Origin of the sequence: Ensifer sp. Root954, from assembly GCF_001429005.1 — a bacterium.
In the GTDB taxonomy this organism is placed as follows: domain Bacteria; phylum Pseudomonadota; class Alphaproteobacteria; order Rhizobiales; family Rhizobiaceae; genus Ensifer; species Ensifer adhaerens.
The window spans coordinates 192724-207680 of sequence record NZ_LMJM01000025.1 but is presented as its reverse complement, the minus strand read 5'-3'; the positions used below and the strand labels follow the sequence as shown (position 1 = coordinate 207680).

Genomic DNA, 14957 nt, shown 5'->3' with positions numbered 1-14957 from the left:
AAGGGCGATTTCCGCTAACATAGCCCATCTTTTCCCGCGGTTTGCCGCTCAATCTACCGGAATTCCCTCATGTTTCAGTCATTTGAAGTCACCTCCACGCCGCAGTTCGGCAAGGAGCGCACCGAAGCCCTGCGCGCGTCCTTCGCAGCCCTCGGCATCGACGGCTTTCTCGTGCCGCGCGCCGACGAGTTCCAGGGCGAGTATGTGCCGGCCTCCTCCGAGCGCCTGTCCTGGCTCACCGGCTTTACCGGCTCGGCCGGCGTCGCCCTCATCACGCGGCGTGAAGCGGTCGTCTTCGTCGATGGCCGCTACGTCACGCAATTGAAGGAGCAGGTCGACGGCTCCGTCTTTACCGGCGGCGACCTCATCGGCGAGCCGCCGCATCTCTGGTTGGAAAACCATGGAGCCAAGGGCTTCAAGCTCGGCATCGATCCCTGGGTCCACACCGGCGCCGAAGTGCGCCGGCTGGAAAAGGCGCTCGCCGCCCTCGGCGGTTCGCTCGTCTTCCTCGATCACAACCCGCTCGACAGGATCTGGACGAACCGTCCGGCTGCCCCGCTCGGCAAGGTGACGATTCAGCCGATCGAACATGCGGGCACGCTTGCCAAGGACAAGATCGCGACGATCGCAGCCGGCCTTTCCAAGACGGGCGCCGAAGCCGTCGTGCTGACCGACCCCTCCTCCGTCGCCTGGACATTCAACATCCGCGGGTCCGACGTGCCTCACACGCCGCATCCGCTGGCCCGCGCCATCATCCATGCCGACGGCCGCGCCGAACTTTTCCTCGACAAGCGCAAGACCGGCATCGAGCAGGAGGCCTACCTCACCCAGATCGCCGACATCGTCGCACCGTCAACCTTCGACGACCGTCTGCGGGCTCTCGGCACCGCCGGCGCCTCCGTCATGATCGATCCCGATCTCGCCTCCTTCGCCATTTCCGAACTGATCCGCGCCAAGGGCGGCAAGGTCGTCGAAGCGGTCGATCCCGCCCGCCTGCCCCGCGCCCAGAAGAACACGGCCGAGATCGAAGGCTCGAGCCGCGCCCATCTGCAGGATGGTGCGGCCATGGTCGAGTTCCTCGCCTGGCTCGACAGCCAACAGCCCGGCACAGTCACCGAGATCGGTGCCACCAACCAGCTGGAAGCTGCCCGCGCCACCGTCGGCGAGCGCATGCAGAACCCGCTGAAGGACATCTCCTTCGACACGATCTCCGGCGCCGGCGCGCACGCGGCGATCATGCACTACCGCGTCACCACGGCCACCGACCAGGCAATCGAAGCGGGCACCATGTTCCTGATCGATTCCGGCGCGCAGTATATCAACGGCACCACCGACATCACCCGCACGGTCGCCGTCGGCGCCGTGCCTGAAGAGCAGAAACGCTTCTTCACCCTGGTGCTGAAGGGCATGATTGCGATAAGCACGGCGCGCTTCCCCAAGGGCTCGCGCGGCGTGGATCTCGACCCCTTGGCGCGCATCGCGCTCTGGAAGGCGGGCGCCGACTATGCCCACGGCACCGGCCACGGCGTCGGCTCCTATCTCTCGGTGCATGAAGGCCCGCAGCGCATCGCCCGTCTTTCGACGCAGGAACTGCTGGCCGGCATGATCCTTTCCAACGAGCCCGGCTACTACCGCCCCGGCGCCTTCGGCATCCGCATCGAGAACCTCATCGTGGTGCAGCCGGCAACGATGGTTGATGGCGGCGACCTGCCGATGCTCGGCTTCGACACGATCACCTACTGCCCGATCGATCGCCGCCTGGTGCTGCCGGCGCTTCTGACCGACGAGGAACTCGCCTGGCTCAACGCCTATCACGCCGAGACGCGCGAAAAGCTGATGCCGCTGCTGGCCAGCGACGAGACGCGCGCCTGGCTGAAGGCCGCAACGGAAGCGCTGTCACGCTGAGTCATGCTCTCTGCTGGGCTCCTGCTGTCGCGGGAGCCCATAAAACGAGCCGTCGCGCAGCCGATAGCGTGCTGCGCCCTCACCCGCCAGACCTTGGCTCCAGACGTCCTGGTCTCTCGTTCAGATGCCCAGAAGCTTCTTCGCTTCGCCAAGCGTTGCCTCCGAGGCGGCGTGGTCGCCAGCCTGGTGCTGTGCCTCACCCTTGGTGCGCAATTCCTTGACCTTGGCCATGTCGGCATCGGACAAGGAAGCGGTCTGCATGGCCGCATCGATCGCCTTCATCATGGTCGGGCATTGATTGGCAAAGGCCGTTGCCGGCGCAAGCGCCAGCAAAAGGGCAATAGAGATCCTGGTCAACATGGTCGCTCCTCCACTGCCGGGAGGCTTCATGCTGCGGTGACGTCGTACGCCACCTAACGAGGGGGGATATGTCCTGCCTCTCCGGCAACGGCAGAGATGATAGTCCAGGATGCGCGCGCCGCCAATCGAAACGGCGCAACACATCCGTCCACGGCTTCGCACACCACCGCGGACGGGCGTCCTACATCACCAGATGCCGGATCACCATGACCACCACCCAGCCGATGACGAGCATGCGCAGTGTTGAGAGATTCAGCCCAAGCGCGATGGCAAAGGCGACGAACATGGCAATCGTCACGTCGAGCCCGCCATAGACGAAGGCCGGCGCCACCAGCGTCGTCAGAACGGCTGCGGGAACGGCGTTGAGCGCCGCCTCCAGCCGCGGCGGGATCTCTTTCATCTGGGTGATCAGGATATAGCCGCCGACACGCGTCAGGAAGGTCGCAACGGCCGCCGCGATGATCAGGTAGATGAGGTTCAGGTGTTGCGGATCCATGTTCACGCCTCCTTCTCGACACCCGTCGGTGCCACTGCCCGCTCGCTTGGCGGCAGACAGGCGGCAAGAATGATGCCGGCTAGTGCTCCGATGCTGACATGCCATGGTGAGCCGACGAAATGCATGCCGGCGACGGATGCAAGCCCCGAGACGATGACGATCGGCAGGAACCGGTCACGCTTGCGGAAGCCCATGACGAGACCCATGAAATAGACCGGCAGCAGGACATCAAGGCCGATCGCCTTGGGGTCACCGATCATCTGTCCGAAGATCGCGCCGACCAGCGTGTTGATGATCCACGGGATGTAGATCACGAGACCGAAGCCGAGATACCAGGCAAAGGTGATCGGCAAGCCGCGCTCGCCACGCTTTTCGGTCTCGGCATATTGCGGATCGACCAGCAGGAAGAAGGCGAGGAACTTCTGCCCGAAGGTGAAGTGCCGGACATATTTGGCAATCGAGGCCGAATAGAGCACGTGGCGGAAGTTGACCGCAAAGACGGAGAGCACCACCAGCCAGGGCTGGACGTGGTTGCCGAAGAGCTCGATGCCGACCATCTGGCTGGCGCCGGCATAGACGGTCGCGCTCATGAACACCGCATCGGCAATGGTGAAGCCATTGTCGACCGCAAGCGCCCCGAACAGCGCACCGAAGGGCGATGCTGCCAGCATGATGGGAAAGCCGCCGCGGACCCCTTCCCAGAATTCATCTTTTTTCATGGAAACCTCCGCCGGCCGAGGCGATGACGCGCCACGCGGCCGGTGCCGGACTGATAGGCGCTTGCGCCCCCGGCAACAATTCAAATGCGCTGATACAATGATTGAATTTTATGATGCCTCGGCGAACGAGGCTTGAACAAAAGGCGCACCGATCAGGAAAACGATGCGCTTTATCGCTTGGAATAAGCTCCGGCGCGGGCCAGCCGCCCCTTACTTCTTGACCTGGAACGTATGCTCGATGCCGGGGAACGTGCGCGCCTTCACCTCGTTCGCATACTCCTCGGCCGCCTTCGAGATCGCCGGCGCCAACTCGGCGAAATGCTTGACGAAGCGCGGCTTGAAGTCGTTGAAGAGGCCGAGCATGTCGTCGGAGACGAGGATCTGGCCGTCGCAGGCAGGCGATGCGCCGATGCCGATCGTCGGCGAGCGCAACTCGGCCGTGAGCTCGCGGGCCACCGGCTCGACCGTGCCCTCGATGACGATGCCAAACGCTCCGGCATCGTCGATCGCCTTGGCGTCGCGGCGGATCTTTGCCACTTCCTTGTCGTTGCGGCCAACCGAGCGGTAGCCGCCGGTCGTGTTGACGAGCTGCGGCATCAGGCCGACATGGCCGAGCACCGGAATGCCGCGGCTGACGAGAAACTCGACCGTCTCGGCCATCTCCGCCCCGCCCTCGAGCTTCACTGCGCTGCAGCCGGTTTCCTTGAGGATACGCGCCGCACTGCGGAACGCCTGCTCCTTCGATTCCTGGTAGGAGCCGAAGGGCATGTCGATGACGACGCAGGCCTGCTGCGAGCCGCGCATGACCGCCTGGCCATGGGCGATCATCATTTCCAGCGTCACGCCGACGGTCGTGTCGAGGCCATAGAGCACCATGCCGACGGAATCGCCGACCAGCAGAAAGTCCACATGCGGATCGAGCAGCCGCGCAATCGGCGTCGTATAGGCCGTGAGGCTGACGATCGGGCGCTCGCCCTTCAGCGCTTCGATGTTGGCGGGGCTGAGCCGGCGCTTGGCGGTCTGCACGCTCATGTCAGGCAACCTTTGCAAATGATGCGGATTTCGGGGCGATCACGCGATTGTCGAGCAGCTTCGTCGTGCCGAAGCGGACGAAGAGCAGAAGCAGCACCGGCCGGTCGCCGATCGTTTCGATCGTCTCCAGCGTCTCGGGATCGCGCACCGCTACGACCTCGGGCTTCGCCAAGGGCTCGCTCGCCAGAAACTCGGTCACGGCCTTTTCGAGTGCGGCGACATCGCTGACGCCGGAGGCGACGAGGTGCTGCGCCTCATCCAGCGCCTTCGGCACGATCGCCGCGGCACGCCGCTCTTCGGCCGTCAGATAGACATTGCGCGACGAGCAGGCGAGCCCGTCGGCCTCGCGCACCGTCGGCACGCCGATCACGGTCACCGGCTGGGCGAGATCGTCCACCATGCGGCGGATGATCTGCAGCTGCTGGAAATCCTTCTCGCCGAAATAGGCGCGATCGGGCCCAACGATGTTGAAGAGCTTGGTGACGACGGTGGCAACACCGGCAAAGTGGCCGGGGCGCACGGAGCCCTCGAGCTCGCTGCCAAGCGTCGGCACGTCAACCACCGTTTCCATCGGTCGCGGATACATGTCGGCAACACCGGGGGCAAAGAGATAGTTGACGCCGCCCGCTTCGAGCATCGCCTGGTCGCGGGCGAGATCGCGCGGATATTTGGAAAGATCCTCGTTGGCGCCGAACTGCAGCGGATTGACGAAGATGCTGGCGACGACGACGTCGTTTTCCTCGCGGGCCCGGCGCATCAGCTCCATATGGCCGACATGCAGGTAGCCCATGGTCGGCACGAAGCCGACCGTCTTGCCGGCGCGTCTATGCTCGGCAAGCGCTGCACGCAGCTCGGCGATGGTGGTGAAAGTCTTCATCTCCGGACCCTCCAATCCGCGCCGGCGCCCTGCCCTTTGGGATGCTGGCGCGCTGCCTTCGCAGATGGCCGCGACCTGCTCCGCGAAAAGGCATTTGCATAAAATTCGGCTGCAATCCTCTATCTTGTGCAGCGCAAAAAAACAATCGGATTGATGACAGCTTGGTGACGCTCAGCCGCGCTTGACTTCCACCGGCAGCCTGTCACGGTTGGCGATCGATGCCACCTGCAACCCACGCTGGAGAGCAAGATGAAACCCTGCCTGCGCCTTCTCGGCGTTCTCGTCCCGACGCTTGCCTTCGCCGCTGCGGCCGAAGCAAAAATCCCGCTGGTCAACGCCACCTGCCCCGGCAAGATCGAGGTCCATGCCGACGAAGGCGGCCCGATCTACATCAACGGCAAAGAAGCCAAGCTCAAGGTGTTCAACGAGAACTACTACGAAGCGCACGGCGCCGGCGTCACCATCTCGCTCAGCATCAATCCCGACGGCTCGCCGAGCGTGTCCTACACCGGCAAGGGCGGCGCCAACGGCGTGTGCACCGTGAAGTGACAATAACATCGAGCAGCGGCGCGCGCCCTTGGGGCCGCTCGCAGCCGCTAGCACCGTCGATCCTATTTGCAGCATCGAAGCAGGTCTCGCTCCGCTTGAAGACCTGTAGTTGCACCCCACATCAGCCCGGCTCAAAAAATCTTTGAGCCGGTGTCGGGATCGTCGACCGGCATTCGTCCTTAGGGCAACTCCAGGAAAAGTGCGACGCAGTTTTCCGTCCGGAGTTGCGTCAATCAAAGAGTTGGATCGCTTCGTGGTTTCGCCGAAACAACGAAGTGATCAGATCCGTAAAACACGAAATCCATTCCAAGGAGCATTTCATGCGCATGATTTTCGTAAACCTGCCGGTCAAGGATCTGAAGGCCTCGCGCGCGTTCTTCGCCGCCCTCGGCTTCACCTTCAACGAGCAGTTCTCCGACGACACCGCCGCCTGCACGGTGATCTCGGACAATATTTTCGTCATGCTTCTGACCGAGCCGAAGTTCCGCGACTTCATCACCGGCGAGATCAGCGACGCCCGGAAAGGAACCGAGGTCATTACCGCCCTTTCCGCGTCCAGCCGCGCTGAATGCGACGACATGCTCGCCAAGGCGCTCGCTGCCGGCGCCAAGCCCTGGAAGCCGGCTCTCGACTACGGCTTCATGTACGGCATTTCCTTCCAGGACCTCGACGGTCACGTCTGGGAATTCATGTGGATGGACCAGGAAGCCGCCCAGCAGCAGGCCTCCTGATCTCGCGCAGTGCCCCGAACTTTGCGCCTGCCGCCAAAAGCGGCGGGCGTTTTTGTGTGATGGAATGATCGCAGTGCCTGACAAAGCTTCCGGTCGGCGCCCGATTTGAGAAGAAAGCGACCGGTGAATCCGATAGTTGGGACGGGATACGAATGGCGAGCGACGCGCAGCTTCGCTTGCAAGCATTGAGAATGAGAAACCCCATGTCCACGAAGGTCGAAGCCAAGCATTGGTCCAAGGTCGAGCTCTTGCATGAGACAGTGCGCAACCCGAACATTCACGTGCGCGGCAGCAACAGCTACTACAGCAACGCCTGGACCGGATCCTTCGAGGAAAGTGTCGTTCGCTACCTCTATGGCGACGACTACAGCCTCAGGGCCTGGGAACCGCAATGGCCAATCGATCAACTGCTGATCGGCGACTATGTCGCGATTGGCGCCGAGGCGGTGATCCTCATGGGCGGCAACCACACCCATCGCACCGATTGGGTGATCCTCTATCCCTTCCTCGATGTGATCGGCGAAGCCTATGTCGGCAAGGGCGACACCGTCATCGGCGACGGCGCCTGGATCGGCATGCGCGCCATGATCATGCCGGGTGTGACGCTCGGCGAAGGCGCCGTCATCGCGTCGGGTGCCATCGTGACGAAGGACGTTGCGCCCTACACCATCGTTGCGGGGAACCCTGCCCGCCCCGTGCGCCAGCGTTTCCCCGCGACCGATGTCGAGACGCTGCTTGCGCTCGGCATCTACCAGTGGGAACGATCGAAGTTCGACGCGCTGCGCCGTTTCATCTGCGCCGACGATATTGCCGCCCTGAAAGCCGCCTCCGAAGAGTACGACAGCAGGCAGGCGTAACGACGCTCTGCCGATTGCATGCAACCGGCGGGGATTACCCGCCGATCAGCGCCAGCCACTCGTCCTCGTCCATGGTCGCGACGCCGAGTTCGCGGGCCTTGTCGAGCTTGGAGCCGGCACCCGGTCCGGCAACGACGATGTCGGTCTTCTTCGACACGGAACCTGCCACCTTGGCGCCGAGGCTCTCGGCCTTGGCCTTGGCTTCATCGCGCGTCATCTTTTCGAGCGAACCGGTGAAGACGACCGTCTTGCCGGCGACCGGGCTGTCGCTCGCGACCGGCGCTTCCGCTGCCTCCGGCGTCACCTCCGACAACAGCCGGGTGACGACTTCGAGGTTGCGCGGCTCCTTGTAGAACTCGACGATGGCACGGGCGACCACCTCGCCGATGCCGTCGATGCTGTTGAGTTCATTCCAGGCGTCGCCCGTAAACGTCGACGCGTCGCGCATCGCCTCGCCGAAGTGCTCGTAGGTGCCATAGGAACGCGCCAGCAGCTTTGCCGTCGTCTCGCCCACATGGCGAATGCCGAGCGCATAGATGAAACGCTGCAGCGCGATCGAACGGCGCGTATTGATGGCGTCGTAAAGCTTGCGCACGCTGACGCGGCCGAAGCCGTCGATGTTTTCGAGCTTGGTGAGCGACGACGCCTCCTGGCGTTTCTCCAGCGTGAAGATATCCGGCGCCGTGCGGATCATCAGCGTCGGGTCTTCGCTTTCGAAGAAGAACTCGATCTGCTTCGAACCGAGGCCCTCGATGTCGTAGGCGTTGCGCGAGACGAAGTGCTTCAGGTGCTCGACGGCCTGCGCGCGGCAGACGAAACCGCCGGTGCAGCGGCGCACCGCATCTACCTTGCCGGTCTTCTCGTTGATGTCGCGCACCGCATGGCTGCCGCAGACCGGGCATGTGGTCGGGAAGCGATAGGGCTCGCTCCCCGCCTTGCGCTCGTCCATGACCACGTCGACGATCTGTGGAATGACGTCTCCGGCGCGCTGGACGATCACCATGTCGCCGATGCGGATGTCGCGGCCCTCGCGGATCGGCTCGCCCGAATTGCCGAGACCCTTGATGTAATCCTCGTTGTGCAGCGTCGCATTGGTGACGACGACGCCACCGACCGTGATCGGCTCAAGGCGTGCCACCGGCGTCAGCGCGCCGGTACGGCCGACCTGGATGTCGATCGCCGTCAGTCGGGTGAAGGCCTGCTCGGCAGGAAACTTGTGCGCGGTTGCCCAGCGCGGCGAGCGCGAACGGAAGCCGAGGCGGGCCTGCAGGTCGAGCCGGTCGACCTTGTAGACGACGCCGTCGATATCGTAGTCGAGATCCGGCCGTTCGCGCTCGATGTGGTGGTAATGCTCCAGCAGCGCGTCGGCCGAGGAGAGCCGCTGCATCAGCGGGTTAACCGGGAAGCCCCAGGACTTGAACACCTCGACCATGCCCATCTGCGTATCGGCCGGCATTTCCGAGATCTCGCCCCAGGCATAAGCAAAGAAACGCAGCTTGCGGCTCGCCGTCACCTTGGCGTCGAGCTGGCGCAGCGAGCCCGAAGCGGTGTTGCGGGGGTTGACATAGAGCGGCTTGCCGAGCGCCGCCATCTCGGCGTTGAGCGCGGCAAAGTCCGATTTCGCCATATAGATTTCGCCGCGTACCTCGACGACATCGGGCGCACCTGCCGGCAGCGTCTGCGGGATCATGCCGATGGTGCGGATATTGGCGGTGACGTTTTCGCCAGTCGTGCCGTCGCCGCGGGTCGCGGCCGTCACCAGCCGGCGGTTCTCATAGCGCAGCGACATGGAGAGCCCGTCGATCTTCGGTTCGGCGGTAAAGGCGATGGAGTTGTCCGGCAGTTGGCCGAGGAAACGATAGACCGAGGCGACGAAATCGCGCGCGTCCTCGTCGGAAAACGTGTTGTCAAGCGACAGCATCGGCCGGGCGTGCACAACCGGCTGGAAGGTGACGGAGGGTGCAGCACCCACCTTCTTCGAGGGGCTGTCGTCGCGGATGAGTACCGGAAAGCGCTGCTCGATCGCGTCGTTGCGCCGCTTCAGCGCGTCATAGTCCGCATCCGAAATCTCCGGCGCGTCCTGGCCATGATAAAGCGCGTCATGGCGCGCAAGCTCGGCCGCGAGAAAGGCAAGCTCTTCGGCCGCTTCCGTTTCGTTGAGATTCTCGACGGGTTTCAATTCTTGGGACATGCGCGACGACTCCGGATTCGAAGTCGTTTTGTAGAGCAACTGATGGGAAAGAAAAGACCGTCCGGCGCCGTCGGCTCACGCGCCAGTGGCATTGACGGCCCCCGGCGCGAGCCCGACAAGCGGCCTGACATCCAGTTCGCACCAGCGTTCATAGCGCCTCTGATAACGGCAGCGGATAGCCTCGAGATCCTTTTTCTGGACACCACGCTTGCAGTAGATCCATTTGCCTTCCGCCTGGCCACGCATCACCCGGCTCACCGGCTGCAGGCCGAACATCTTCAGGATCGCGGCCCCGCCCTTGTCCCAGCCGATGCTGTAGATGTCGATGCCGTCGGGCGGGAACGTGTGGTGTTCGAGGATCGCCGAAACCGTCGCCCAGACGAGAATGCCGTTCTGCCTGCGGCGCTCGGCGCGCATGGAATCGAGCAGGAAGCTCATATTGAGGATGGTCGCGAGATAGACGACCTTCGCCTTTCGCGCCTGCGGATGGGCAAGCAGCCCGCTCGCCAGCAGGTTGCCAAAGGCATAGTGCCCCTGCAGGAACAGTTTGAAGTGGTTCTTCTCGAAAGCGTAGTAGTCGATGAAGCCGAAGATGTTGCCGTCGAGGTCCTGCAGGCAGATCAGGCTGTAGGGGTCGGAATGGAACGCTCTCATATCCTCTTCGGGATCGATCGCGCCGCTGCGAAACACATCCTGTGCCTTGCGGACCACCTCATAGGCAACCGCCGTCGGCGCCGGGACGCGGACAAGATAGGAACGGTCCCCGTGCGCACAGGGCGCGACAAGCGCCAACGGCGTGACTTCGTCCGCGTTCGGCGGCTGAGCATCGGCCTCCTCCTCCGCCATCCCGACCTGCGAGGCGTGTCGCAGCCTTGCGACGAGAGTTGCTGCAGTCACGGCGATCGCAACGCACGCGAACACCCCGAAGCCGCCCAGTTCCTGGTTCGCTTCCTTTATCGTCAGGATAAGGCCGGCATAGGCAAGCGCGATGAGCAGGATCAGTTCCGGATGCGCACGCATCTGCGCAAACCGGATCTCCAGTCTATGCTCGAGTTTCTCCCACATGCCCGAAGTGCCCCAACCGCAGAGGAAATAGAACACGGGTGCAGCGGCGCAACAATTCAACCAAAAGGCTTAGGAAGCCCAAGGCCGTGGGTTCAGATGAACACTCTGAGGACATCGCATCCTTCAGCCGCCAATGTTTCCACTTGGCGCCAGGATGATCTAGCCGTTGCCGGAAAGCAGGCGAGCGGCAGCCGCCCTCGCCTCTTCGGTGATCGAGGCGCCGGCAAGCATGCGGGCGATTTCCTCGGTGCGCGCCTTGTCGTCCATGCGGGCGACACGGGTGGAAATCATCTCGGCCTTCTCGGTCGAAGGACCCTTGGAGATCAGAAGATGCGTTGCCGCACGGGCTGCGACCTGCGGCGCGTGGGTGACGGAGAGCACCTGCACCGTTGCCGAAAGGCGCTTCAGCCGCTGGCCAATGGCATCGGCCACCGCACCGCCGACACCGGTGTCGATTTCATCGAAGACGAGCGTCGGCGCCGAGCCGCGATCGGCAAGCGCCACCTTCAACGCCAGCAGGAAGCGCGAAAGTTCGCCGCCGGAAGCCACCTTCATGATCGGGCCCGGCCGCGTGCCGGGGTTGGTCTGGACGTGGAACTCGACGAGGTCGATACCGTCGACCGTCGGCAGCGACGGATCGCTTTGCACCTCGACCATGAAGCGTGCCCGCTCGAGCTTTAACGCCGGCAGTTCGGCCATGACAGCGTCGGAAAGCGCGGTCGCGGTATGGCGACGCTTTTCGGAGAGCGAGCGCGCCGAAGCGTCGAACGCCACCCGCGCCACGCCGACTTGTGCATCGAGCTGCTTCAGCTTTTCCTCGCCGGCATCGAGATCGGCGAGATCGGAAATCATGCGAACGGCGAGTGCCGGCAGTTCCGTGACCGGAACCGAATATTTGCGGCTGGCGGCGCGCAGCGCGAACAGCCGCTCCTCCACCCGCTCCAGTTCCTTCGGATCGAACTCCGTGTTGCGCAACGCCCGCTCGACCGACATCTGCGCGTCCGAAAGCTGGTTGAGCGCACCGTCGAGCAACTCGACCGTTTCTTCGAGCAGGCCCGGCGCCTCCTGGCTCTTGCGCTCGAGACGGCGCACGAGTGAGGCGATCAGCGGAACCGGCGAAGCGTTGCCGTTCAGGAACTCCGAGGCCTCGTTGATGTCGCCGGCGATGCGCTCGGCCTTCATCATCCGCGCCCGGTTCTCGGCAAGCTCGTCCTCTTCGCCGTCGCGGGGGCTGAGCTTCTCCAGTTCTTCGACCGAAGACCGAAGGTAGTCCGCCTCGCGCGCGGCCGCCTCGACCCGCTCGCGGTGCTTCTTCAGGCCGCGCTCGGCATCCTTCCAGGCGCGATAGAGTTCGCTCACATGCGCCGCTTCTTCGGCGGTGCCACCGAAGGCGTCGAGAAGCGTGCGGTGCGCGTCGATATCGACGAGCGCGCGGTCGTCGTGCTGTCCGTGAATTTCGACCAGCGTCTGGCCAAGCTGGCGCATCAGCTGGACGCTGATCGGCTGGTCGTTGACATAGGCCTTGGTGCGGCCGTCGGCCGACTGCACGCGACGAAAGATCAGGTCGCCGTCGTCGTCGATGCCGTTTTCCCTGAGCATCAGCCGCGCCGAATGCCCCATCGGCACGTCGAAGACCGCCGTCACCTGCCCCTTGTCGGAACCGTGGCGAACGAGCGAGCCATCGCCGCGCCCGCCAAGGGCGAGCGACAGGCTGTCGAGAAGGATGGACTTGCCGGCCCCGGTTTCACCGGTCAGCACCGAGAGCCCGGCGTCGAAATTGAGATCGAGCCGTTCAATCAGGACGATATCGCGGATCGAAAGCTGGGCAAGCATCCGGGGTTATATCTTCCTTGAAGGGCGCCGATAGATATCAGGCGCCGACTAGTTTCTTGGCGGCGCGCGAAATCCAGGAGTTGCCGCTTTCACGCGGCTCAAGGCCACCCGACTGCAGCAGCTTGAAGCTATCGTTGTACCACTGGCTGTCCGGGTAGTTGTGACCGAGAACGGCGGCAGCGGTCTGCGCCTCCTGAGTCACGCCCATCGCGAAATAGGCTTCCGTCAGGCGCGCCAGCGCTTCTTCAACCTGGTTGGTGTTCGGATACTGCTCGACGACGACGCGGAAACGCGACACGGCGGCAAGGTATTCCTTGCGCTCGAGATAGTAGCGGCCGACCTGCATCTCCTTGCCGGCCAGCTGGTCGCGGGCAAAGCGGATCTTCGACTTGGCGTCGTCGACATATTCGGAGTCCGGGTAGCGGTCTACGACCGCCTGCATGGCTTCGATCGCCTTGAAGGCCGGCTTCTGGTCCTGCGTCACCGCCGGGATCTGCTTGGTATAGGCGAGACCCTGGATGTACTGCGCATAGGCCGCGTCTTCCGACTGCGGATAAAGATTGAGGTAGCGGCCGGTGGCGTTGATCGCCTCCTGGTACTGACCGTTACGGTAAGAAACGAAGGCGTTCATGACCAGCGCCTTGCGGGCATATTCCGAGAACGGATGCTGGCGGTCGAGCGCTTCGAACTTGCGCGCCGCCTCCGTCGTCTTGCCGGCATTGAGGTTGGCGAGGCCCTGATTGTAGAGCACTTCCGGCGGATCGGTTTCGGCCGTCAGCTTGGTGATGTCGATATCGGGATCGTTCTGGCAGGCGGTAATCAGGGCGCTGCCGGCAACGGCCGCGACAATGACGGCGGCGACGCGCGCTGACTTTTTCAAATCCACAGAAACTGCAAGAACCATCGGATATTCCCGTTCCATTCTGCGGGCATGGACCCCGCCAGACATGCGCTTTTAGAGCAAGTTACCTTGAGACCGCAACGTCATGATCGGTGATTCATGCAAATTTGTGGCAGCTCTATCATGAAAATGCCGGCCTTTCGGCCGGCGACTGGAGGAGATGATGACTTTTCTTGTTATGCGGACCAGGGCGCGAAGCCCGGAGCTGCCACTGCAACCATATCGCGCGCGCGGGTACGCTGGCGCGGGGTTGCCGTTTCGACGACTTCGTAGGCCGTCGGGTCGCTGAGAAGTGCCTTCAGCGCGTTGGCGTTCATCTTGTGGCCGCCGCGGTACGAGCGGTAGCAGCCGATGAACGGCGCGCCGGCGAGCGAGAGGTCGCCAACCGCATCGAGCGTCTTGTGGCGCACGAATTCGTCGGTGTAGCGCAGGCCCTCGACGTTGATCACCGTGTTGTCGTCGGAAATGACGACGGAGTTTTCGAGCGAGGAGCCGAGCGCAAAGCCAGCCGCCCAGAGGCGTTCGACATCGCGCATGAAGCCGAAGGTGCGGGCACGCGACAGCTCGCGCTTGAAGACCGAAGGCGTCATGTCGCCCTTCCAGGCCTGGCGGCCGATCAGCGGGCAATCGAAATCGATCTCGACCTCGAAGCGCATGCCGTCATAGGGCGTGAACTCCGACCAGGAGGCACCCGATTCGATGCGCACCGGCTTGACGATGCGGATGTAGCGACGCTTGACCGCAAGGGCGCGAACGCCCACCTGCTCGATCGCGTCGATGAAGGGTTCGGAGCTGCCGTCCATGATCGGCATTTCGGCGCCGTGCACTTCGACCGTGAGGTTGTCGAGGCCAAGCGCGTAGATCGCCGCCATCACATGCTCGATCGTGGCGATCGAAGTCGCCGGCGACATCCCGAGAACGGTGCAGAGATCGGTGTTGCCGACCTGCGAGGAAACCGCCTTGTATTCGCTGACCCGGCCGTTGGAGAGAACGCGCTGGAAAACGATGCCCGCATCGGCTTCGGCCGGATGGAAGGTGATCGACACTTCCGCACCGGAGTGAACGCCAATTCCCTTGAGCGCTACCGGGCTTGCAATCGTCGTCTGAAACCCGAGCAATTCGATTCCCATTCTCGTCACTTTCAATACCTGTGGCCAATGGCCAAAACCTGCTGGTGGACGCAACGATCTTCAGGGCACAAGAAAGATGCCCGAGAGTCCCGGCTCAACGACCGGTCCTCTGCGTTTCGAACAGACAGCGCTTGATCGAATCGCATGCGTCCCCAATTCCGAGTCTGAAAATAGGAGTTTGGAGGCACCATTCCAAATCACTGTTCGTTTCGCTTTGTTACGCATTTGCGACGGTCCGTAACATCGAATCAAACACCTGAAATAATGAACAAAATGCAAAAATGCCCGGGCAGTTGCCCGGGCATTCGGCA

General features: G+C 63.1%; 14 protein-coding genes. 4 read left to right on the top strand and 10 right to left on the bottom strand.

What is annotated here, in order from left to right; translation table 11 throughout:
* Positions 1-69: 69 nt before the first annotated feature.
* Positions 70-1905: an aminopeptidase P family protein gene (locus tag ASE71_RS20210; protein ID WP_060515942.1), complete on the top strand. Its 1836-nt coding sequence runs from the start codon at positions 70-72 to the stop codon at positions 1903-1905.
* A 120-nt stretch (positions 1906-2025) separates the two neighbouring features.
* On the opposite strand, the gene ASE71_RS20205 is transcribed toward ASE71_RS20210, so the two are convergent.
* The 5 genes from ASE71_RS20205 to panC form a co-directional block, all read right to left on the bottom strand.
* Positions 2026-2265: a hypothetical protein gene (locus tag ASE71_RS20205; RefSeq protein ID WP_034792522.1), complete on the bottom strand. Its 240-nt coding sequence runs from the start codon at positions 2263-2265 to the stop codon at positions 2026-2028.
* Between the two features lie 181 nt (positions 2266-2446).
* The gene (locus ASE71_RS20200) at positions 2447-2761 is read right to left on the bottom strand and encodes an AzlD family protein (protein WP_034792520.1); all 315 of its coding nucleotides are present in this window, start codon (positions 2759-2761) and stop codon (positions 2447-2449) included.
* A gap of 2 nt (positions 2762-2763) precedes the next feature.
* On the bottom strand, positions 2764-3480 hold the full coding sequence (locus tag ASE71_RS20195; protein ID WP_034792518.1) for an AzlC family ABC transporter permease: 717 nt from the start codon (positions 3478-3480) through the stop codon (positions 2764-2766).
* Between the two features lie 210 nt (positions 3481-3690).
* Positions 3691-4512, bottom strand: coding sequence for a 3-methyl-2-oxobutanoate hydroxymethyltransferase (gene panB / locus ASE71_RS20190; protein WP_060515941.1), 822 nt, complete (start codon positions 4510-4512; stop codon positions 3691-3693).
* A gap of 1 nt (position 4513) precedes the next feature.
* Positions 4514-5389, bottom strand: a complete 876-nt coding sequence (gene panC, locus ASE71_RS20185) for a pantoate--beta-alanine ligase (RefSeq protein ID WP_060515940.1) — start codon at positions 5387-5389, stop codon at positions 4514-4516.
* A 249-nt stretch (positions 5390-5638) separates the two neighbouring features.
* On the opposite strand from panC, the gene ASE71_RS20180 reads away from it, so the two are divergent.
* From ASE71_RS20180 to ASE71_RS20170, 3 genes are all read left to right on the top strand, one after another.
* The gene (locus tag ASE71_RS20180) at positions 5639-5938 is read left to right on the top strand and encodes a hypothetical protein (protein ID WP_060515939.1); all 300 of its coding nucleotides are present in this window, start codon (positions 5639-5641) and stop codon (positions 5936-5938) included.
* A 320-nt stretch (positions 5939-6258) separates the two neighbouring features.
* Complete coding sequence (locus ASE71_RS20175; RefSeq protein WP_060515938.1) at positions 6259-6669, top strand: VOC family protein; 411 nt, start codon at positions 6259-6261, stop codon at positions 6667-6669.
* A gap of 203 nt (positions 6670-6872) precedes the next feature.
* Positions 6873-7526 carry a CatB-related O-acetyltransferase gene (locus ASE71_RS20170; protein ID WP_060515937.1) on the top strand — a complete coding sequence of 218 codons (654 nt, stop codon included), beginning with the start codon at positions 6873-6875 and terminating at the stop codon, positions 7524-7526.
* A gap of 34 nt (positions 7527-7560) precedes the next feature.
* Here the strand turns inward: ASE71_RS20170 and ligA are convergent, their stop codons facing one another.
* From ligA to lpxC, 5 genes are all read right to left on the bottom strand, one after another.
* On the bottom strand, positions 7561-9717 hold the full coding sequence (gene ligA, locus ASE71_RS20165) for an NAD-dependent DNA ligase LigA (RefSeq protein ID WP_060516167.1): 2157 nt from the start codon (positions 9715-9717) through the stop codon (positions 7561-7563).
* A 75-nt stretch (positions 9718-9792) separates the two neighbouring features.
* Positions 9793-10782: a hypothetical protein gene (locus ASE71_RS20160; RefSeq protein ID WP_060539180.1), complete on the bottom strand. Its 990-nt coding sequence runs from the start codon at positions 10780-10782 to the stop codon at positions 9793-9795.
* Between the two features lie 159 nt (positions 10783-10941).
* The gene (recN, locus tag ASE71_RS20155) at positions 10942-12615 is read right to left on the bottom strand and encodes a DNA repair protein RecN (RefSeq protein WP_060515935.1); all 1674 of its coding nucleotides are present in this window, start codon (positions 12613-12615) and stop codon (positions 10942-10944) included.
* Between the two features lie 37 nt (positions 12616-12652).
* Positions 12653-13519 (bottom strand): outer membrane protein assembly factor BamD, encoded by an 867-nt coding sequence (locus ASE71_RS20150; protein ID WP_034792504.1) that lies wholly within the window; start codon positions 13517-13519, stop codon positions 12653-12655.
* A 173-nt stretch (positions 13520-13692) separates the two neighbouring features.
* Positions 13693-14646, bottom strand: coding sequence for a UDP-3-O-acyl-N-acetylglucosamine deacetylase (gene lpxC, locus ASE71_RS20145; RefSeq protein WP_060515934.1), 954 nt, complete (start codon positions 14644-14646; stop codon positions 13693-13695).
* Between the last annotated feature and the right edge of the window lie 311 nt (positions 14647-14957).

Excerpts from the sequence above, each read along its gene's own strand:
- ASE71_RS20210 (WP_060515942.1), top strand. The coding sequence starts at position 70 with ATGTTTCAGTCATTTGAAGTCACCTCCACGCCGCAGTTCGGCAAGGAG.
- ASE71_RS20205 (WP_034792522.1), bottom strand. The coding sequence starts at position 2,265 with ATGTTGACCAGGATCTCTATTGCCCTTTTGCTGGCGCTTGCGCCGGCA.
- ASE71_RS20200 (WP_034792520.1), bottom strand. The coding sequence starts at position 2,761 with ATGGATCCGCAACACCTGAACCTCATCTACCTGATCATCGCGGCGGCC.
- ASE71_RS20195 (WP_034792518.1), bottom strand. The coding sequence starts at position 3,480 with ATGAAAAAAGATGAATTCTGGGAAGGGGTCCGCGGCGGCTTTCCCATC.
- panB (WP_060515941.1), bottom strand. The coding sequence starts at position 4,512 with ATGAGCGTGCAGACCGCCAAGCGCCGGCTCAGCCCCGCCAACATCGAA.
- panC (WP_060515940.1), bottom strand. The coding sequence starts at position 5,389 with ATGAAGACTTTCACCACCATCGCCGAGCTGCGTGCAGCGCTTGCCGAG.
- ASE71_RS20180 (WP_060515939.1), top strand. The coding sequence starts at position 5,639 with ATGAAACCCTGCCTGCGCCTTCTCGGCGTTCTCGTCCCGACGCTTGCC.
- ASE71_RS20175 (WP_060515938.1), top strand. The coding sequence starts at position 6,259 with ATGCGCATGATTTTCGTAAACCTGCCGGTCAAGGATCTGAAGGCCTCG.
- ASE71_RS20170 (WP_060515937.1), top strand. The coding sequence starts at position 6,873 with ATGTCCACGAAGGTCGAAGCCAAGCATTGGTCCAAGGTCGAGCTCTTG.
- ligA (WP_060516167.1), bottom strand. The coding sequence starts at position 9,717 with ATGTCCCAAGAATTGAAACCCGTCGAGAATCTCAACGAAACGGAAGCG.
- ASE71_RS20160 (WP_060539180.1), bottom strand. The coding sequence starts at position 10,782 with ATGTGGGAGAAACTCGAGCATAGACTGGAGATCCGGTTTGCGCAGATG.
- recN (WP_060515935.1), bottom strand. The coding sequence starts at position 12,615 with ATGCTTGCCCAGCTTTCGATCCGCGATATCGTCCTGATTGAACGGCTC.
- ASE71_RS20150 (WP_034792504.1), bottom strand. The coding sequence starts at position 13,519 with ATGGTTCTTGCAGTTTCTGTGGATTTGAAAAAGTCAGCGCGCGTCGCC.
- lpxC (WP_060515934.1), bottom strand. The coding sequence starts at position 14,646 with ATGGGAATCGAATTGCTCGGGTTTCAGACGACGATTGCAAGCCCGGTA.